This is a genomic window from Pseudomonas sp. FSL R10-0056, assembly GCF_009600105.1.
Classification (GTDB): domain Bacteria; phylum Pseudomonadota; class Gammaproteobacteria; order Pseudomonadales; family Pseudomonadaceae; genus Aquipseudomonas; species Aquipseudomonas bubulae.
Window position 1 is genome coordinate 1 of record NZ_WIWL01000078.1, and the last position, 17,881, is coordinate 17,881.

A 17,881-nucleotide genomic window follows, 5' to 3' on the forward strand; every position below is an offset into this window, starting at 1 on the left:
GCGGTTATTTTAAGATGTTTTCAAAGTTTCCTCTGTAACATCAACCACTTGCGCTTTCGATCTCTCGTTAGCGGGAGTCGAATTCTACAGCGTTACACGCTGCTGTCAACACCTCATTTCCTGCTTCGATGACTTGAAGCTGACACCGCGGAAAACCGTCCAACTCATTGAAACTCAAGGAGTTTTCCGTTTCGACTGCGCCGGAAGTGGGGCGAATTATAGGCCGTTTGAATCTAGGGTCAAGCACTAATTTGAACTTAAATCGCAGAAGCTGATTTCTTCTTATATAGACGCGGAATCCGGCTCTTCACCATCGGTATGCGCAGTGCCAGCAGACCTACACCTATACAGGCATAAATCGACCATTCCTTGAGGTCCGCCCGCACTATCCAGAGCATATGCAGCAACCCCAAGCCCACTACCACATACACCAGACGATGGAGCTTCTTCCAGCGCGTGCCCAAGCGTCGCTGACTGTAGCGATTCGACGTCACCGCCAACGCCAGTAAACACAAGAACCCCAGGCTGCCGACAATAATGTAGGGACGCTTGCTTAGCTCAACACCCAACTGCGACCAGTCAAACCCCAGCACGAAAGTCAGGTAGGCACACAGATGCAGCACCACATAGGCAAAACACCACAAGCCGAGCTGTCGACGCACCGTGACCCAGCCCGACCAGCCCGTCAGTCTATGCATCGGCGTCATGCTCAACGTCACCAACAGCAGTATCAACGTTCCCAGCCCCAGACGATCGACCAACACCTTTCCCGGGTCTGGCCCCAAGGCAAAGATCCAGGCCTCGTACAACCAATACAAAGGCCAGATGGCCACCACGATAAAGACGCCAAGGCGCCAAGGTAGATGCTTCATCAGTAGTTCTTCCGCAGATCCAGGCCTGTATATAAAGAAGCAACCTCATCGGCGTAACCGTTGAACATCTGCGTATCGCGCACATTGGGACTGAACAGACCGCTCGGCAAGCGTCGCTCACGCGCCTGTGTCCAACGCGGATGATCAACTTGCGGATTCACGTTGGCATAGAAGCCGTACTCATCCGCAGCAATGCTTTGCCAGGTGGTTTTTGGCTGATCCTCGACCAGACTGATACGCACGATGGATTTCACGCTTTTGAAACCATACTTCCAGGGCACCACCAACCGTAGCGGCGCGCCATTTTGATTGGGCAATTCGCGGCCATACATGCCCACCGCCAAAATCGCCAACGGATTCATCGCCTCATCCAGCCGTAACCCTTCTACATACGGCCAGTCAATCAATGCAAAACCCGAACGCTGCCCCGGCATGACCTTGGGATCCTGCAATGTTTCAAAACGGATGTACCTGGCTTTGGAGGTTGGCTCCACCTGCTTGAGCAATGCCGAAATGGGAAATCCCATCCACGGGATCACCATCGACCAGGCCTCTACACAACGCAGACGATAAATCCGCTCCTCCAACTGATAAGGCTTCATGAAGTCTTCCAGCGCGTAACGACCCGGTTTGCCCACCTCCCCGTCGACTACCACAGTCCAGGGCTCGGTTTTCAAGGCACCAGCATTTTGCGCCGGATCCCCCTTGTCAGTGCCGAATTCATAGAAGTTGTTGTAGTGGGTCGCATCCTTGAAAGGCGTGATCGCCTCCCCCTTCACCGTGACGGCCTGCCATTTGGTCTGCGCTAGCTTGTCGGCAAACCAGGCTGGAGCCTTGCCCGGTTCAACATCTGCATAGCGCACCGCATCTTCGGCACTGGCCAAGCGTGGAAGCGCGCCCACAGCCAATCCGGCAAGCGAACTGCCCAACAATGCACGACGGGATAAATAGAAGGATTCAGGCGTAACGTCCGACTCTTTGCAGTCGGACGCTTTAGGCAGCTTGATGAGCATGACAACTCCGCAGTATTGGAGGGCTGATGCACCAATAGACTACGGAGTATGGGAGAAATTACATCACTCGGCGTTTTTGTTACGACGCAAACGCAGCAAGTACTGGATCGGCCCCGATGCCGCATATGCCAGGAAGGCCAGCAACAGAATGCGCGGCGGATCGCTGAACACAACCGCGAAGACCAGCACCACAGCCAGAATCGCCACAAAAGGAACACGCCCTTTCAAGTCCAGTTCCTTGAAGCTGTTGTACTTGATATTGCTGACCATCAGCATGCCGGCAGCCGCTACGAGCAAGGCAACCAGGAACGACATTTTCGACCCCTGAATACCGTAATCACTGAATGCCCATACGATACCCGCCACCACACCAGCCGCCGCCGGGCTGGCCAGGCCGATAAAGTAGCGTTTGTCCGCTGTACCTACCTGGGTATTGAAACGCGCCAGACGCAACGCCGCGCCCGCAACATAGATGAAGGCAACCATCCAGCCGACCTTGCCCATGTCCCCCAGTGCCCAGCCAAAAGCCAGCAACGCAGGGGCAACACCAAAGGCAACCATGTCCGACAAGGAATCGTACTCGGCACCAAAGGCACTTTCGGTATTGGTCATGCGGGCTACACGGCCATCAAGGCCGTCGAGCACCATGGCGACAAAAATGGCGATGGCTGCAAAGGCAAAGTATTTGCTGGCCCCAGCAGTATCACCCGCACTCATGGCACTTTGCGCACTCATGGAACTGATGATGGAGTAAAAACCGGCGAACAGGTTCGCAGTGGTGAAAAGGTTCGGCAGCAGATAGATACCACGATGCCGGACTTTTCGGCCTTCGGCGTCATGCCCTTCTTCGACATGCTCATCGATAGGCAGCAGGCTATCGGCGTCTGAAGCCGCTTTTGGCTCTTCGGGACGTTCGCTCATGGACATTACCTTGCAACGATATGGAAAGTTTCGGTAGAAGCTTGGGGCCAACACGCACCCGCAAACGATCCTGCTTTATACCAGAAGCCGCCGCTTAAACGAAAAAACGCGGCCTAGGCCGCGTTTTCTCTACAGGCTGGGAACTTAGTTCTTTGCCTGGTCAACGATTTTGTTGGCGCCGATCCAAGGCATCATCGAGCGCAGTTGCCCGCCAATGACTTCGATACCGTGAGCGGCGTTGTTGCGACGCTTGGCAGTCATCGAAGGGTAGCCGGTAGCACCCTCGCTGATGAACATTTTCGCGTATTCACCGTCCTGGATGCGTTTCAGAGCGTTACGCATTGCCTGACGGGATTCAGCGTTGATGACCTCAGGGCCAGTCACGTACTCGCCGTATTCGGCGTTGTTGGAGATCGAGTAGTTCATGTTGGCGATACCGCCTTCGTACATGAGGTCAACGATCAACTTCAATTCGTGCAGGCACTCGAAGTAAGCCATTTCTGGCGCGTAACCGGCTTCAACCAGAGTTTCAAAGCCAGCCTTAACCAATTCAACAGTACCGCCACACAGAACTGCCTGCTCGCCGAACAGGTCGGTTTCGGTTTCGTCCTTGAACGTGGTTTCGATGATGCCGGTACGACCGCCGCCTACGCCCGAAGCATAAGACAGGGCCAGGTTCTTGGCGTTGCCCGACGCATCCTGGTAGATAGCGATCAGGTCAGGGATACCACCGCCACGTACGAACTCGGAACGAACGGTGTGACCTGGCGCTTTTGGCGCGATCATGATCACGTCGAGGTCGGCACGCGGCACAACCTGGTTGTAGTGAATCGCGAAACCGTGGGAGAAGGCCAGGGTGGCGCCCTTCTTGATGTTCGGTTCGATTTCATTTTTGTACAGCGCGGACTGGAACTCGTCCGGGGTCAGAATCATGACCAGGTCCGCAGCGGCAACAGCGCTGGCAACGTCAGTTACTTTCAGGCCATGAGCTTCAGCCTTGGCGACAGTGGCCGAACCCTTGCGCAGGCCAACGGTAACGTCAACGCCGGAATCTTTCAGGTTGCAGGCTTGAGCGTGACCCTGGGAGCCGTAACCGATGATGGCTACTTTTTTGCCCTGGATGATCGAAAGGTCGCAGTCTTTGTCGTAATAAACTTTCATGATTTTCCCTTATATCCAGGCCATTCAGGCCAATTAGCACTTGTTAGTTTTAGATGCTGAGTACTTTGTCGCCACGGGCAATCCCGGTGACGCCACTGCGAACTGTTTCCAGGATCGAGGCGGTTCCAATCGACTGAATGAAACTGTCGAGCTTCTCACTGGTGCCTGTCAACTGCACGGTATACACACTGGCGCTGACATCAACGATCTGCCCACGGAAAATATCCGTGGTGCGTTTGATTTCTGCACGCTGTGCACCCGTTGCCTTGACCTTGACCAACATCAGTTCGCGCTCGATGTGAGCGCTTTCCGACAGATCCACCAGCTTGACCACTTCGATCAGCTTGTTCAGGTTTTTGGTGATCTGCTCGATCACTTCATCATGCCCCACCGTGGTCAGGGTCAGACGCGACAGGGTCGGGTCTTCTGTTGGTGCCACGGTCAGGCTTTCGATGTTGTAGTTGCGTTGCGAAAAAAGCCCGACAACGCGAGACAATGCGCCCGGTTCGTTTTCAAGAAGCAAGGAAATAATGTGCCGCATGATTAAGTACGCTCCGTCTTGCTCAGCCACATGTCGCGCATGGAGCCATCTTTGATCTGCATCGGATAAACGTGCTCACTGGTATCAACCTGAATATCCAGGAACACCAGGCGATCCTTCATGGCAAAGGCTTCTTCCATTTTCGGCTTGAGGTCTTTCAGATCGGTGATCCGGATACCTACATGCCCGTAAGCTTCAGCCAGCTTGACGAAATCAGGCAGCGATTCCATATACGAATGGGAGTGACGACTGCCGTAGTTCATGTCCTGCCACTGACGCACCATCCCCAGCACTCCGTTGTTGAGGCTGACGATTTTGACGGGCAAGCCGTACTGCAGACAGGTGGACAATTCCTGAATGTTCATCTGAATACTGCCCTCGCCTGTCACGCAGGCAACGTCAGCATCAGGGAAGCTCAGTTTTACCCCCATCGCAGCCGGGAAACCGAAGCCCATGGTGCCCAGGCCTCCGGAGTTGATCCAGCGGTTGGGCTTATTGAAGCGGTAGTACTGGGCCGCGAACATCTGGTGCTGCCCCACATCGGACGTTACATAGGCATCGCCCTTGGTCACTTCGCAGAGCATCTCGATAACAGCCTGAGGCTTGATCTGGCTGCCGTCACCCTTGTTGTAAGGGAACAGGTCACCGTCTCCGCGCCACTCGTCGATTTGCTTCCACCAGTTGGCAACCGCTTCCGGGTTTGGCTTGTCGCCGATGTCCTTGAGGATGGCGACCATTTCGGTCAGCACGCTCTCAACAGGGCCTACGATCGGCACGTCCGCCTTGATGGTTTTGGAGATGGACGCCGGGTCGATATCGATATGGATGATCTTGGCATTCGGGCAGAACTTGGACGGGCCGTTGATGACCCGGTCATCGAAGCGCGCACCTACCGCAAGGATCACGTCTGCGTTGTGCATCGCCATGTTGGCCGTGAAGCTGCCATGCATGCCAAGCATGCCGATAAACTGACGGTCGGTGCCAGGGTATGCACCCAGACCCATCAGCGTATTGGTCACGGGCACGTTGAGCATTTTTGCCAGCTCGGTCAGTGGCTCCGAGCCACCGCCCAAAATAACCCCGCCGCCTGCGTAAAGCACAGGGCGCCTGGCCGCCAGCAGCATCTCTGCCGCCTTGCGGATCTGGCCGGAGTGGCCACGCAAGGCCGGGCTGTAGGAGCGCAGCTTGGCTTTTTTCGGGAAAACGTATTCGAATTTTTCGGCCGGGTTGGTCATGTCTTTCGGGATATCGACCACGACCGGACCAGGACGGCCGGATTGCGCCAGGTAGAACGCCTTTTTCATGACTTCCGGGATTTCCGAAGCATGCTTGATCATGAAGCTGTGCTTCACGATGGGCCGGGAGATACCGATCATGTCGGTTTCCTGGAAGGCATCAGTTCCGACCATGGTACTAGGCACCTGGCCCGAAATGATCACCATCGGAATGGAGTCCATGTAGGCAGTGGCAATACCGGTGATGGCGTTGGTAGCACCCGGCCCGGAAGTCACCAGTACTACACCGGCTTTACCGGTGGCACGGGCGTAGCCGTCAGCCATATGGGTTGCAGCTTGTTCATGACGAACCAGGATGTGGGTAACTTCCGGCTCTTTGAACAGTGCGTCGTAGACATGCAGGAGAGCACCACCTGGGTACCCGTAGATATATTTGACACCTTCGTCGCGCAAAAAGCGGACGAGCATCTCACCACCAGACAAAAGCTCCACGTTGTTCACCTCTAAAACGCCAGAATACCGTCCACAAAAATACGAACGGGTCTTAATAGGTTTACTTTTCAGCAGAGCATGAGCGACGGTGGTCGCCGACTACGTCAGCACTGACTGAGCAAGTATTGGGAACTCCCCAAGTATTGCGGGGGTTTCCCACCCAGCGCGAGGTAACGCGTTGCGGGTGTAACAGGTCGGCGCGGGTGTGCGCCTCATGATCTGCTGAGAGAGCCTGCTTCTGGCAGCCCCTCTACAGCGGGAGTTCGATTCTTGTCATTAGGCCTGTCCAAGTCAAGCCATCAATTCAATTTATTTGCATAAATCGACAGGAACGCACAAAAAAACGCGCAAAATGACAGAAGCCAACAAGAAAATGGATGGCTGCCAGTAAAAACTGGCAGCCATGACCTCAGGAGGCAGGGCTGATCAGGTGGTCAAAGTCTTGGAAATGCTTGAGCAAGGGTTTCCAGTTGCCACGACGCTGGGCAAACACATGCTCAGCCATATGCCAAATACCCGAGACACTGGGCAGAGGCTGCCCCCGTTCGACGATGGTTTTCATCTTCGGCAGGAAGATCCACTGCACCCATTGCTCAAAATCCAGGCGATCGACACTGAACGGCTCCAGGCTGGAAAGGTCGTGTTCGGTCGGGACCTTGTCACTCCACAAGCCCTGGGTGCGCATTTCGTGTTCGATCAGCAGCAGGAACCCGGCAACTTCAGATGTGCGTGCATCCATGACCATCAGAGGCTCACCTTGGCTTTTTGACGGGCCAATGCAGCGCCAGCGGCATCACCTTGTTTCTCACGGGCCTGGGCAATCAAACCCCACAAGCTCGCCTGCAAATCCGGACGACCGCTGGCGAACGTCAAACCACGGCGGGCAAACTGCTCAGCCTGGGCGGCATCGCCCTGGGCCATACGCACCTGAGCCAGACGATAAAGCACCTGAGGCTCACGAGGGGCCACGCGCTGGGCACGTTCAAGGCTCGATGAAGCGCCGTTCAAGTCGCCGCTCGCCTGTTGTTGCTGAGCGGTGGTAAGCAGCGCCAGCACCGGGCCATCCAGTTGCTCGTCGGCAGCCAGGCCGCCGCTGTTCGACGGAATGCCGCTGGGGGTAATGGCCGTCGGGGCACTGTAGGCCGCGCCCGGTGTGTAGCTACCCGTGCTGATGGGGGCTGCGGCAGGGCCGGGGGTGATCGGCCCCGGCGTAAATGGCTGGGTGCTGATCGGCGTCGACACGCTGGCAGCGCCGCCCGGAATCATCACCACAACCCCCGAGTCCTCGGTAATCGTACGTGCCTGAGCGGCACGCGGCGCAGTGGCCTGTGGATAATTCCCCGCCGTACGCTGGGCCGAAACACGCTCGTTATTCGACACCGCAACACCAGAATCGACCACAGGGATGGACCCCTGCGGCACGCTGGCACAACCATTGAGCAAAGCCAGGGCTGAAACAGCCGCAATCCACAACTTATTCACGTCATACCCTCTTTGCTTAATTCAACCAGCCCTTGACCCAATCCATCACGGCTTCACCGGTGGCGGGCTCTTGCCCACCACAACTGGCACCAGCTGGCGGTTCACTGCCGCGAATATACGGCATCTGTACCGCGCCAGGGCAGCCGGCATCCGATCCTTGACCGGTATGCGGATCAATCCAGGCCTGCACAATGTTATCGGGCTGAGGCATGTCGAGCGGCAGCGGGTCAGCCTTCTTCATAAAGCTGGTCCACACCTGCAAGGCACCGGTTGCCCCCGTGAACGGGGTTTTGCCGTTGTCATCGCGCCCCAGCCAGACCACTGCCAGCAAGTCCTGGCTAAAGCCGGCAAACCAGCTGTCACGAGAATCGTTACTGGTGCCGGTCTTGCCCGCCAACGCGAGACTCTTGGGCAGCACGTTATAAACCGAGCGCCCCGTACCTTCGCGCATCACATGCTGCATGGCGTTCTGGATCAGAAAGATCGAGCCCGGATCAAAGCGTTGCTGGATCTGGAACGGGTAACGTTTGAGCGGCTCGCCTTCGGCTGTCAGCACGCTGCGAATGCCGCGCATCGGCGTATTGAAGCCGCCGTTGGCCAAGGTCTGGTACATGGTCGCCACTTCCATCGGGCTCAAGGCACCAGCCCCCAGCAACATGGACGGGAATGCCGGAAACTCGCGCTCCACACCCAGTCGCGCCAGGGTCTTGAGTACATTAGGCACGCCGACTTCCTGCCCCAGCCTTACCGTACCGAGGTTGTAGGAGTTCATCATGGACTGATAGAGGAAAATCGTACCGTGAGAGCGGCGGTCATAGTTCTGAGGCTTCCAGATCTGACCATCAGCGCCTTTGATCGACAATGGCTCATCCGACAGCCAACTGGTCAGCGTGTACTTGCTCGGCCGCTCAAGTGCTGTGAGATAGACCGCAGGCTTGATCAGCGAGCCAATCGGTCGCACCGCATCCAGTGCACGGTTGAAACCTGCGTAGCCTGGCGCACGACTGCCGATCAGTGCCTGGACTTCGCCGGTTTCAGGGTTGGTCACCACCATGGCGGCTTCCACTTCATCCGCGCCCTTGCGCCCGGCCAGACGCTTGAAGGTCTCGCCCACCGCAGCTTCGGACTTCATCTGCAGGATCGGGTCGAAGCTGGTGAAGATTCGCAGCCCTTCTTCGGTCAAGTCTTCGTCGCGGTAGTCTTCACGCAGCTGACGCTTGACCAGATCCAGGAACCCCGGGAACGAGCTGTCTGCCAGACTGCCGCGCTTGGTCACGCCCAAAGGCATTTTTTTCGCTGCAGCCACTTGCTCGGGCGTTGCAACACCTTGCTGCTCGAGCAGGTCGAGCACCAGATTACGTCGTACAAGCGCACGCTCGGGGTAACGCCGCGGGTTATAGGCCGAGGGCCCTTTAACCATACCGACCAGCAGTGCTACCTGGTGCAACTTGAGCTCGGCCAGCGGCTGGCTGAAGAAGAACTGGCTGGCCAGACCGAAACCGTGCACCGCGCGTTGACCGTCCTGGCCGACAAACACCTCGTTGAGGTACGCCTCAAGGATTTCGCGCTTGTCATAGTGCAACTCAAGCAGCAGCGCCATCATTGCTTCGGTCAGCTTGCGGCTCAGGCTGCGTTCGTTGGTCAGGTAGAAGTTCTTGACCAGTTGCTGGGTCAAGGTACTGCCGCCCTGGCGCATTTGCCCGGCCGAGGTATTGACCCACATGGCGCGTGCAATCGACTTGGGCGACACCCCGAAATGGTGATAGAAGTCCCTGTCCTCGACGGTGACCAGGGTTTCCAGCAGAAACGGCGGTACCTGATCAATATTGATCAGGATCCGGTCTTCAAGGTTTTTCGGGTACATGCCGCCAATCAGCAGCGGCTCAAGGCGCACCACCGGCAGTTTGGAACCATTGGTCGAGGAAAGCTCGGCAACATAGTCGCCAGAAAATCTTACCCGCACCGGCTGCGCCTGCTCGGCACCTTCATAAAACTGAAAGCCACGGGTATTGAGGTCAACCGTGTTGCCATTGACGGATGCCGCGCCCGGGCCGTTGGCCACGCTTTCACGGCGATAACCCAGCGCATCGAGCTCGGTGAGGAAGTCGTTCTTGCTCAGCTTCTGGCCGACGAACAGCTCCAGCGGGCGCGCATACACCTTGGCCGGGATGGTCCAGCGCTTTCCGGAGAATTTCTCCTGAACGATGGCATCCAGATAGACGGCAAAACCTGCCAGCACCACCAGGCCGACCAGACTGAGCTTGATTGCCCAGCCCAGCCAGGGCCTGAGGCCGCCAGAGGGACGTTTGGAACGGGAACGAGGAGATCGGGTACGAGTCATGGCGCGAGATTATACGCACTTTATTCATGTTCATCATGCGCAGCCCGGCGGTTTGCACTCCCGCTGCCAGCCGCCATAATGGCGCATCGAATATTCCCGACCTTGAAGGATCAACCGTGAGCCAGAACCTGATTGCCGCCCTGCAAAACCCGGACCTCTATCCCCATGAAGTCGAAGGATTTCAGGTTATCGAGACGCATATCTCCTGGGTCATCCTTACCGGGCCGTATGCCTATAAATTGAAGAAACCGGTCAACTTCGGCTTTCTTGACTTCACCGAACTCAGTGGCCGTGAACACTTCTGCAATGAAGAGTTGCGTCTCAACCAGCGCCTGACCGAAGGCCTGTACCTGGACGTGCTGCCGATCACCGGCAGCGCCGACGTACCAGCATTCGGTGGTGAAGGCCCGGCCATTGAATACGCGTTGAAAATGCGCCAGTTCCCGCAAAGCCAGCTGCTGAGCACACTGCAAGCCAATGGCGAACTGAATGCCGGCCATGTCGACGAAATGGCCCAGCAGATCGCCCGCTTCCACATGCAGGCGCCCCATGTGCCTGCTGCACACTACCAGGGCACGCCTGAGGCGGTAATGGACCCGGTTCGTCAGAACTTCGAACAAATTCGCCCGTTCCTTTCGGACAAAGCCGACCTGTTGCAACTGGAAGCACTCCAGGCCTGGGCAGAGGCCAGCTTCACCCGCCTCAAGCCGCTGTTCGAACAGCGCAAGGCCCAAGGCTTCATTCGCGAATGCCACGGTGACATTCACCTGGGCAATGCCACGATGATTGACGGCAAAGTAGTGATTTTCGACTGCATCGAGTTCAACGAACCGTTCCGCTTCACCGACGTCTACGCCGATACCGCCTTCCTGGCGATGGACCTCGAAGACCGCGGCCTGAAATGCCTGGCCCGCCGATTCGTCAGCCAGTACCTGGAACTGACCGGTGATTATCAGGGCCTGGAGCTGCTGAACTTCTACAAGGCCTACCGCGCACTGGTTCGCGCCAAAGTCAGCCTGTTCAGCATGCCTGCCGAAGCCAGCCCGGTGCAGCGCGCAGCCACTCTGCGTCAATACCGCAACTACGCGAACCTGGCAGAGAGCTACAGCACGATTCCTTCGCGTTTTCTGACCATTACGCACGGTGTTTCGGCTGTAGGTAAAAGCTCGGTAGCCATGCGACTGGTTGAAGCTTTGGGGGCGATTCGCCTGCGCTCAGACGTCATCCGCAAGCAACTGTTCGGTCAGCAGACGGCAGAAAACGCAGTCGGCGATGGCATCTACAACGCCGACGCCAGCGCAGCTACCTACAATAAACTGCATGAACTGGCCGGCATCGTCCTGCGTGCGGGCTTCCCGGTGGTGATCGATGCCACCTACCTCAAGCGTGAGCAGCGCGATGCGGCCGCCAAAGTGGCCGAAGCGACAGGTGTTCCTTGCCTGATCCTTGACTGCACCGCCCCGGACGCCGTGATCGAAGGCTGGCTGGCCCATCGCAAGTCCGTGGGTACCGACCCGTCTGACGCCACCCTGGAAGTAGTCAACGCTCAGCAAGCCAGCCGCGAAGCGCTGGGCGCTGATGAAATCCTGCGCAGCAAGCGAGTTGAAACCCACAACAGCAAAAGCCTCGACACTCTGATTGCCGACATTCGCCAGCGCTTGCCGGGCCTGTAAGGTCCATGTTCGCCGTGGAACCGCAACGGTTTCACGGCGTTTACCTGCGTAACATCGCCCGTTAACACAAATACGACATCAGCTCCGGCGCTGGCGTTTCACAGTCGCCAAGGTCGATTGAATGGCCATGGGCGCTCTACCCTCTTGGGTCCAGGGAACTGATTTGCGCCTTACTACTGCACATTCGCTCAATTCCAACTCCGCCTTGTTCCAAAACCGACTAACGGACTACGAATTTCCTACTGAGCGCTACACTCAATAGAGTCAACATACCCCGTAAACGCTGAGCTCACGCCGTCGCAAGGAGAGCTGATGAACGATGAACTCCAGCATTTGAAAAATCTTGGCAAGACCTCTTCACAATGGCTGCACGCTGTTGGCATTCACAGTGCCGCGGACTTGAAGCGCCTGGGCGCAGTGGATGCCTACCGGGCGGTGAAGGCCCGAGGGTTCAGAGCCTCCAAAGTACTTTTATATGCTATCGAAGGTGCCCTGCTGGATGTTCACTGGAACGATATTCCTGCAGAACGCAAAGAGGCCCTCAATCAGCAAGTCGAGCATCTGGCCACACTGAAAAAGGCCTGATACGGCAGGCTGGCAACGAACACGATGAACGGTAAAAAACAGTTGCTGACTTGGTAATGAGAATTGTTATGATTACGCCATCTGGTCGCGAGACCAGTCGATCTTCTGAAAGGCCCTTGGTTCGGACTCTCAGAAAATCTCCTCATCAGGCTAATCACGGTTATTTGACCCGGCTCTTGCCGGGTCTTTTTTTGCCTGTGGAAAAGTGCTTGGGCGGCTGCTCAGCGAGCAATTACCATCGGGCAACCCAGCTCCGGGTGCGGCTGCACTAAAACATCGAGCCCAAACACGGCCTTGAGTTCATCCGGCTGCAATACCGCTTGCGGGCAATCCAGAGCCCGTGGGCGCCCCTGTTCCAGCAAGAGCAAGCGGTCACAGTAACGCGCCGCCAGGTTAAGGTCATGCAGGATGATCAACACCGCAGCGCCGCGATCAGCAAATGCCCGAATGGCCTTGAGCGTGGTGTGCTGATGCAAGGGGTCGAGCATTGAAGTGGGTTCATCAAGCAACAGGGTCTGCCCGTTTTGCCCCGGCCATAATTGCGCCAGTACCCGTGCCAGATGCACACGCTGACGCTCGCCCCCCGATAAGGCCAGGTAACTGCGCCCCGCAAGATGCTCAACATCGGCGGCCTGCAATGCCTCATGGATTATTTCGGCGTCGCGAGTGCGACCCGTCTGATGAGGCAGTCGGCCCATGCCCACCACTTCTTCAACGCGAAAGGCAAAATCCAGGGTCGAGGTTTGCGGCAGGACAGCGAGGCGTTGTGCCCGCTGCGCGCCCTTCCAGTGGCTCAAGGCCAGCTCATCCAGCCAGACCTGCCCGCCACTCGGCGCCAGCTCCCCGCACAAGGCCGCCAGCAGGGTACTTTTACCCGCGCCATTGGGGCCGAGCACACCCAGTACTTCCCCCGGGCGTACATCAAGGGTGACATCCGCCAGCACGATTTTCTGATCGCGACGGATCTGCAGGTTTTCCGTACGCAGCATCAGTGGCGTCCTCGCATCAGCAAATACAGGAAGAAAGGTGCACCGAGAAACGCAGTAACAATCCCGATGGGCAGTTCGGCTGGCGCCAGCGCGAGGCGAGCGATCAAGTCGGCAAACAGCAACAAGGTGGCCCCCGCCAGTACCGAAGCAGGCAACAGCACCCGGTGATCAGGCCCCGCCAGCAGTCGTACCAGATGCGGCACCACCAGCCCGATAAAGCCAATCATGCCTGCCGCTGCCACAGCGGCCCCCACCCCCAGGGCCGTGCAGAACACCAGTTCGCGCTTCAGGCCTTCAACGTCGATGCCCAGGTGATTGGCTTCGGATTCCCCCAACAGCAGTGCATTGAGCGCGTTCGCCCGCCGGGGCAGCCACAGTGCGACCCCCACCGTCACAATCAACAGTGGCCACAGCCGTGCATAGCTGGCGCCATTGAGACTGCCCAGGTTCCAGAATGTCAGGGTGCGCAAGGTCGCGTCATCGGCGAGATAGGTAAACAAACCCACAGCAGAACCAGCCAAGGCTGTCAGGGCAATGCCCGCAAGCAACATCACCGCCACATTGGTCTGACCGTTGCGCCGGCCCAACCGATACACCAGCGCCGTCACCCCCAAACCACCGATAAACGCACACAGCGACAGCAAGTACGGGCCCATCACTTCCGGCAACCCGCCAAAAGCAGCCCCGCCGACAATCGCGATCGCCGCCCCGAGGGCTGCGCCACTGGATACGCCGACCAACCCCGGATCGGCCAGCGGGTTGCGAAACAACCCCTGCATGGCTACACCTGAGAGCGCCAGCACGCCACCCACCGCCAGCCCCAACAAGGTTCGCGGCAAGCGGATCTGCCCCAGGATCAATTCGGCCTGCTCCAGGCCTTCACCCGCAATCGGCACCCCGATCAGGCGCAGTGCCGCGCGCAAGGTGTCAAACAACGGCAGGCTCACCGGCCCCAGTGCCAGCGACAGCCAGATCGACAACAGGCACAACGCGCTCAAACCTGTAAACAGGGCCCGGGGTTTAACCAACGTCCTCATTGGCTGACCGGAGCCGCGGGATAGAACTCAGCCGTCAGTTGCTTCAGACGTTCCGGCAGACGCGGCCCCAGGCCACCCACCAGCAGCGTCGGGTCCAGCTCATAGACACGGCCATTTTTAGCGGCGCGTATAGATGCCAATACCGGGTTTTCTTTCATAAGCGCTTTGCGCGCCGCCTCACCGGTCAGGCTGCGATCGGCAAATACCAGCACTTCAGGGTTGAGCCCCGCCAGCGCTTCCACAGAAAACGGCTTGTAACCGCTGTGGGTCGCCAAGTTATGTCCCCCCGCTTGCGTCAGCAGCCAGTCCGCCGCCGTATCTTTGCCAGCAATCATCGGTTTACCACCGGCATGGCCCAACAGTAGCAATACCCCGGGTGCCTGATGACTGGCTTGTGCGGCCTTGACCTGCTGTTGATGCTCTTCCAGTTGCTGCTGGTAGTCCTTGAACACTTGCGCTGCCTGCGCCTCATCCCCCAGCAGGCGCCCCAAATGCTGCAAGGTGCCCTCAAGGCTGGCAAGGTCTGCCTGGGCCGAAAACATCTCCACCGGCACACCGGCACCGCGAATCTGCAACAACACCGCGGCCGGGCCCATTTCTTCAGTGCCGATCAGCACATCCGGCTTCAGGCTCAGGACACCTTCTGCCGAGAGTTGGCGCTGATAGCCGATACTGGGCAGCGACTTGAGTGATTCAGGATGCTGGCTGGTGGTATCGACCCCAACCAATTTAGACTCCGCACCCAATACGCTGACCCACTCCGAAAGCGCTCCTCCGGCGCTGACCCAACGTTGTGGCAACTCGCCAGCCAGGCTGACATGACTGATCATAAGGCCTGCACAGAACGTAATCAGGCGGGTACTCAGGCGCATACAGAGGCTTTCCTTGAATAAAGAGGGCTCACAATTTCCACGCTGTGAAAACAGCACATGCAGAGCAAGCCGCCATTTGATAATTGTTTGCATTTGCACGTCAACCTGTTAACCCGCTCAGAAACGCGTCATCGACTCAACCGTTTAGCTGTTATTAAGGATTGTCATGAAGTTTTTATGCTCATCGCACGCACTGAGCGAAGGTACCAGCCGTGGCTTTGAGCTGGATGAAGTGCGGCTGCTGATCACTCGCCGGGAGGGCCGGGTGTATGCCTACAAAAACCGCTGTCCCCATCGCGGGGTGGCACTGGAATGGCAACCCGACCAGTTTCTCGACCCCAGCGCCAGCCTGATCCAGTGTTCAACCCACGCAGCATTGTTCCTGATCGAAAGCGGGGAATGCGTGGCCGGGCCCTGCGCGGGACAATTTCTGACAGCCCTCGACTGCCGTGAAGACAGCCAAGGGATCTGGATTACACCGCAAGCCTCAGAGGATGACGTCTAGACGGCGATCAACCACTACAGCATCCGATGTCAGGCTGACCCCATATGCCAGCACCTGCACCCCGGCCGCCACAGCCTCGCGCAGGGCAGCGGCATAACCCGGGTCGATTTCTTCAGCCGGACGCACCGCATCGATCCCCGTCAGGTTGACGCAATACAACTGCACTGCACGCACGCCTTCCTTCGCCAGTGTCGCCAGCTCGCGCAGATGCTTGGCGCCACGCTGGGTCACGGCATCCGGAAATGCCGCGACACGGGAACCGTCAAACCCCAGGGTGACACTCTTGACCTCGACATAGGCAAAGCCCTGCGGGTACTCAAGGCGAAAATCGATGCGACTTTTTTCCTGCCCGTAAGGGACCTCGCGCTTGAGCGCGGTAAAACCCTCCAGCTCGGTAATCACCCCGGCCAGCAGCGCCTCTTCGATCAAGTGATTGGCGCGCCCGGTGTTCACGCACGCCAGCCTTCCTTGCGGGGTTTGGCTGATTTCCCAGGTACCCGGCAACTTGCGCTTGGGGTCGTTGGAACGACTGAACCACACCTGACCACCCTCGACCATGCAATTGAGCATGGAACCGGTGTTCGGGCAGTGGATGGTCATCAACTCGCCGGCGCTGGTTTCGATATCCGCCAAAAAGCGCTTATAGCGCTTGATCAGGCGCCCTTCTTCCAGTTCAGGTGAAAAACGCATCAGCCCTTCCAGCTCTTGAGGCCACGGGCAATCCGCTCAACAGCTTCCTGCAGGCGTGGCAAATTTTGGGTATAGGCAAAGCGTACGTGATGCCCGGATTTGTAACGGCCGAAATCCAGGCCTGGGGTAAAGGCGATGTGCTGGGTTTCCAGAAAATGCTGACAAAACGCGAAGGCATCACCGCCAAACGCGCTGATGTCGGCATACAGGTAAAACGCACCTTCAGGCTCAACCGCAATGCCAAAGCCCAGCTCGCGCAAGGCCGGCAACAGGAAATCGCGACGACGGCCAAACTCGGCCCGACGCTCTTCCAGAATCGCCAGGGTCTGCGGTTCGAAGCAGGCCAATGCTGCGTACTGGGCCATGCTTGGCGCGCTGATATAGAGATTCTGTGCGAGTTTCTCCAGGTCGGCCACTGCCTCAGGCGGCGCCACCAGCCAGCCCAGGCGCCAGCCGGTCATGCCGAAATACTTGGAAAAACTATTAAGCACAAACGCGCTGTCATCAACTTCCAGCACACTCGCCGCATCACAGCCATAGGTCAGGCCGTGATAGATCTCATCCACCACCAGATGCCCATTGCGGGCCTTGACCGCTGCAGACAGGGCTGCCAGTTCGTCACGACTCAACAGTGTGCCGGTCGGATTGGCCGGGGACGCCACCAACGCGCCTACGCTGTCCTGGTTCCAGTGGCGTTCGACCAGTTCGGCTGTGAGTTGATAGCGCACATCGGGACCTACAGGCACCAGTTGGGCCGCCCCCTCTACCAAACGCAGGAAATGTCGGTTACATGGGTAGCCTGGGTCTGCTAGCAACCAGTGTTTACCCGGATCAACCAGCAGGCTGGAAGCCAGTAACAGGGCACCAGAACCACCGGGCGTTATAAGAATTCGCCCGGGGTCGATATTCAAGCCATAGCGCTGCCGGTAAAACCCGCTGATCGCTTCACGCAGTTCCGGCAGGCCACGGGCGGCGGTATAACGGGTTTTGCCGGCGGCCAGGGCAGCCTGGCCGGCAGCAATGATCGGCTCGGCCGTGGTGAAGTCCGGCTCGCCGATTTCCAGGTGAATCACATCGTGCCCGGCAGCCTGCAACTCATTGGCCCGCGCCAACAACGCCATCACGTGGAACGGTTCGATTGCGCGGCTGCGCGCACTGTATGACTGAGCCATGAGCCTGCCTTCCTGGGTAAGCAAAAAGCCGATTCTACCCAAGCAGTGCTATAAGAGAGAGCTAATTACGGTCTTAGCCCACTTGCCGATAGAACCAAACAACCCGGCCTTTAGTCATAGCTCGACTAAAATTATTAATTAGCCACTAATCTCAAGCACCACAGGCTCTGCACACATACCCTGAGAACGGGCTGGACATGCGGGAGTAGCGCAGCCCGATTTGATCTGGTAAGTTCGCCCGCTTGCAGCCGCAGGGCCGGCAGGTGTCGGTGATGTTGCAATCCTGCGCAATGGATTAGA

The 17,881-nt window shown here is 57.8% G+C and carries 17 protein-coding genes; 3 read left to right on the top strand and 14 right to left on the bottom strand.

Features of this window, described 5'->3' with window-relative positions:
* Window positions 1-257: 257 nt before the first annotated feature.
* The 9 genes from msrQ to mrcB all read right to left on the bottom strand — a co-directional run bounded on the left by msrQ (window position 258) and on the right by mrcB (window position 10,058).
* Window positions 258-872, bottom strand: a complete 615-nt coding sequence (gene msrQ, locus GHO42_RS03845) for a protein-methionine-sulfoxide reductase heme-binding subunit MsrQ (RefSeq protein WP_095018779.1) — start codon at window positions 870-872, stop codon at window positions 258-260.
* Window positions 872-1,885 carry a protein-methionine-sulfoxide reductase catalytic subunit MsrP gene (gene msrP / locus GHO42_RS03850; RefSeq protein ID WP_095002582.1) on the bottom strand — a complete coding sequence of 338 codons (1,014 nt, stop codon included), beginning with the start codon at window positions 1,883-1,885 and terminating at the stop codon, window positions 872-874. The genes msrQ and msrP overlap by 1 nt, the downstream gene beginning before the upstream one ends.
* A gap of 63 nt (window positions 1,886-1,948) precedes the next feature.
* Entirely contained in the window at window positions 1,949-2,806 is an 858-nt protein-coding gene (pssA, locus tag GHO42_RS03855; protein ID WP_095002581.1) for a CDP-diacylglycerol--serine O-phosphatidyltransferase, read from the bottom strand.
* Window positions 2,807-2,950: 144 nt separating this feature from the next.
* Window positions 2,951-3,967 carry a ketol-acid reductoisomerase gene (ilvC, locus tag GHO42_RS03860; RefSeq protein ID WP_095002580.1) on the bottom strand — a complete coding sequence of 339 codons (1,017 nt, stop codon included), beginning with the start codon at window positions 3,965-3,967 and terminating at the stop codon, window positions 2,951-2,953.
* A 49-nt stretch (window positions 3,968-4,016) separates the two neighbouring features.
* Entirely contained in the window at window positions 4,017-4,508 is a 492-nt protein-coding gene (gene ilvN, locus GHO42_RS03865) for an acetolactate synthase small subunit (RefSeq protein ID WP_016783407.1), read from the bottom strand.
* Between the two features lie 2 nt (window positions 4,509-4,510).
* Window positions 4,511-6,235 (bottom strand): acetolactate synthase 3 large subunit, encoded by a 1,725-nt coding sequence (locus GHO42_RS03870; protein WP_095020695.1) that lies wholly within the window; start codon window positions 6,233-6,235, stop codon window positions 4,511-4,513.
* Between the two features lie 409 nt (window positions 6,236-6,644).
* On the bottom strand, window positions 6,645-6,974 hold the full coding sequence (locus tag GHO42_RS03875) for a YqcC family protein (RefSeq protein ID WP_095002592.1): 330 nt from the start codon (window positions 6,972-6,974) through the stop codon (window positions 6,645-6,647).
* A gap of 5 nt (window positions 6,975-6,979) precedes the next feature.
* On the bottom strand, window positions 6,980-7,717 hold the full coding sequence (locus GHO42_RS03880) for a M48 family metallopeptidase (RefSeq protein WP_095002579.1): 738 nt from the start codon (window positions 7,715-7,717) through the stop codon (window positions 6,980-6,982).
* Window positions 7,718-7,733: 16 nt separating this feature from the next.
* Window positions 7,734-10,058 carry a penicillin-binding protein 1B gene (gene mrcB / locus GHO42_RS03885; RefSeq protein ID WP_095020690.1) on the bottom strand — a complete coding sequence of 775 codons (2,325 nt, stop codon included), beginning with the start codon at window positions 10,056-10,058 and terminating at the stop codon, window positions 7,734-7,736.
* Window positions 10,059-10,174: 116 nt separating this feature from the next.
* Here mrcB and GHO42_RS03890 point away from each other — a divergent pair, with 116 nt between their 5' ends.
* Both GHO42_RS03890 and GHO42_RS03895 read left to right on the top strand, forming a co-directional pair.
* Window positions 10,175-11,731 (top strand): bifunctional aminoglycoside phosphotransferase/ATP-binding protein, encoded by a 1,557-nt coding sequence (locus GHO42_RS03890; protein ID WP_178126959.1) that lies wholly within the window; start codon window positions 10,175-10,177, stop codon window positions 11,729-11,731.
* Between the two features lie 312 nt (window positions 11,732-12,043).
* A complete protein-coding gene (locus tag GHO42_RS03895) occupies window positions 12,044-12,316 on the top strand; it encodes a TfoX/Sxy family protein (protein WP_095002576.1) in 273 nt (90 codons plus the stop codon).
* 221 nt (window positions 12,317-12,537) lie between these two features.
* Here GHO42_RS03895 and GHO42_RS03900 read toward each other — a convergent pair whose 3' ends face one another.
* From GHO42_RS03900 to GHO42_RS03910, 3 genes are read right to left on the bottom strand one after another with little or no spacing between them, the layout of a single operon-like run.
* On the bottom strand, window positions 12,538-13,305 hold the full coding sequence (locus GHO42_RS03900) for a heme ABC transporter ATP-binding protein (RefSeq protein ID WP_095002575.1): 768 nt from the start codon (window positions 13,303-13,305) through the stop codon (window positions 12,538-12,540).
* Window positions 13,305-14,288 carry an iron ABC transporter permease gene (locus tag GHO42_RS03905; RefSeq protein WP_169917069.1) on the bottom strand — a complete coding sequence of 328 codons (984 nt, stop codon included), beginning with the start codon at window positions 14,286-14,288 and terminating at the stop codon, window positions 13,305-13,307. Before GHO42_RS03905 ends, GHO42_RS03900 begins: the two co-directional genes overlap by 1 nt.
* 50 nt (window positions 14,289-14,338) lie before the next feature.
* Window positions 14,339-15,214, bottom strand: coding sequence for a hemin ABC transporter substrate-binding protein (locus tag GHO42_RS03910; RefSeq protein ID WP_138738790.1), 876 nt, complete (start codon window positions 15,212-15,214; stop codon window positions 14,339-14,341).
* Between the two features lie 166 nt (window positions 15,215-15,380).
* Here GHO42_RS03910 and GHO42_RS03915 point away from each other — a divergent pair, with 166 nt between their 5' ends.
* A complete protein-coding gene (locus GHO42_RS03915) occupies window positions 15,381-15,719 on the top strand; it encodes a Rieske 2Fe-2S domain-containing protein (RefSeq protein ID WP_095002572.1) in 339 nt (112 codons plus the stop codon).
* Here the strand turns inward: GHO42_RS03915 and sfsA are convergent.
* Window positions 15,702-16,409: a DNA/RNA nuclease SfsA gene (gene sfsA / locus GHO42_RS03920; protein ID WP_095002571.1), complete on the bottom strand. Its 708-nt coding sequence runs from the start codon at window positions 16,407-16,409 to the stop codon at window positions 15,702-15,704. The two genes, GHO42_RS03915 and sfsA, sit on opposite strands and share 18 nt — an antisense overlap.
* Window positions 16,409-17,581: a pyridoxal phosphate-dependent aminotransferase gene (locus tag GHO42_RS03925; protein ID WP_095002570.1), complete on the bottom strand. Its 1,173-nt coding sequence runs from the start codon at window positions 17,579-17,581 to the stop codon at window positions 16,409-16,411. Before GHO42_RS03925 ends, sfsA begins: the two co-directional genes overlap by 1 nt.
* Window positions 17,582-17,881 lie beyond the last annotated feature (300 nt).

What these genes read in the sequence shown, in the direction of transcription:
- ilvN (WP_016783407.1), bottom strand. Translation starts at nt 4,508, where the DNA reads ATGCGGCACATTATTTCCTTGCTTCTTGAAAACGAACCGGGCGCATTG.
- sfsA (WP_095002571.1), bottom strand. Translation starts at nt 16,409, where the DNA reads ATGCGTTTTTCACCTGAACTGGAAGAAGGGCGCCTGATCAAGCGCTAT.
- GHO42_RS03915 (WP_095002572.1), top strand. Translation starts at nt 15,381, where the DNA reads ATGAAGTTTTTATGCTCATCGCACGCACTGAGCGAAGGTACCAGCCGT.
- GHO42_RS03900 (WP_095002575.1), bottom strand. Translation starts at nt 13,305, where the DNA reads ATGCTGCGTACGGAAAACCTGCAGATCCGTCGCGATCAGAAAATCGTG.
- GHO42_RS03875 (WP_095002592.1), bottom strand. Translation starts at nt 6,974, where the DNA reads ATGGATGCACGCACATCTGAAGTTGCCGGGTTCCTGCTGCTGATCGAA.
- msrQ (WP_095018779.1), bottom strand. Translation starts at nt 872, where the DNA reads ATGAAGCATCTACCTTGGCGCCTTGGCGTCTTTATCGTGGTGGCCATC.
- pssA (WP_095002581.1), bottom strand. Translation starts at nt 2,806, where the DNA reads ATGAGCGAACGTCCCGAAGAGCCAAAAGCGGCTTCAGACGCCGATAGC.
- ilvC (WP_095002580.1), bottom strand. Translation starts at nt 3,967, where the DNA reads ATGAAAGTTTATTACGACAAAGACTGCGACCTTTCGATCATCCAGGGC.
- GHO42_RS03925 (WP_095002570.1), bottom strand. Translation starts at nt 17,581, where the DNA reads ATGGCTCAGTCATACAGTGCGCGCAGCCGCGCAATCGAACCGTTCCAC.
- msrP (WP_095002582.1), bottom strand. Translation starts at nt 1,885, where the DNA reads ATGCTCATCAAGCTGCCTAAAGCGTCCGACTGCAAAGAGTCGGACGTT.
- mrcB (WP_095020690.1), bottom strand. Translation starts at nt 10,058, where the DNA reads ATGACTCGTACCCGATCTCCTCGTTCCCGTTCCAAACGTCCCTCTGGC.
- GHO42_RS03895 (WP_095002576.1), top strand. Translation starts at nt 12,044, where the DNA reads ATGAACGATGAACTCCAGCATTTGAAAAATCTTGGCAAGACCTCTTCA.
- GHO42_RS03910 (WP_138738790.1), bottom strand. Translation starts at nt 15,214, where the DNA reads ATGCGCCTGAGTACCCGCCTGATTACGTTCTGTGCAGGCCTTATGATC.